The organism is Neisseria sp. P0021.S007 (assembly GCF_051956855.1).
The window spans coordinates 1-644 of the sequence record NZ_JBQCXA010000651.1 but is presented as its reverse complement, the minus strand read 5'-3'; the positions used below and the strand labels follow the sequence as shown (position 1 = coordinate 644).

The 644-nt window shown below is 49.7% G+C and carries 1 protein-coding gene and 1 pseudogene; one reads left to right on the top strand and one right to left on the bottom strand.

What is annotated here, in order from left to right; all coding sequences use genetic code 11:
* Positions 1–92 (top strand): annotated as a pseudogene (locus ACTHUR_RS15180) (protease HtpX); the annotation flags it as partial.
* 49 nt (positions 93–141) lie between these two features.
* On the opposite strand, the gene ACTHUR_RS15175 reads toward ACTHUR_RS15180, so the two are convergent.
* Positions 142–644 (bottom strand): squalene/phytoene synthase family protein (locus tag ACTHUR_RS15175; protein WP_440399455.1); only part of this gene is annotated, 503 nt, incomplete at its 5' end.

Sequence of the window (644 nt, the reverse complement as noted above, 5' to 3'; positions counted from 1 at the left end):
CTGCAATGGGTATTGCCAGCGAAGCCAAAGACTCTTGGTTCAGCACCCATCCTTCTTTGGACAACCGCATCAACCGTTTGAAAAACCGCTAATAAAAAACATCAAGGCCGTCTGAAACATCCATTTCAGACGGCCTTTTTTTTATTTCTTCATCAAAGCCCGTTTGATGATAATCATCCAGTCTTTTTTATCCAACAGCGGGCGCTGGTTAAACACGTCATATTTGCAACCGTCCAGCTTCTGCAAAATCAACTGGCCGCCGACAATAATCATGCGCAGCTCAAAACCGATTCGCCCTTTGAGGGTTTTGCCCAACGGCGAGCCTGCCTTCAGCATTTGAAAAGCACGTTGGCACTCGTGCGCCATCAATCGTTGAAAGGCGAAGTCGGCTTTGCCGGCCGCAATCTGCCCTTCACTGACTTTGAACTTCCGCAAATCTTCCTGAGGGATGTACACGCGCCCTTTCTGCCAATCTACCGCCACGTCCTGCCAGAAATTAATCAGCTGCAAGGCAATGCAAATGCCGTCGCTTTGCGCCATGCTCACTTCATCGGTTTGCCCGTACAAATGCAGCATAATGCGCCCCACCGGATTGGCGGACAAGCGGCAATAGGCAATCAATTCGCCAAAGTTTTCATAACGGG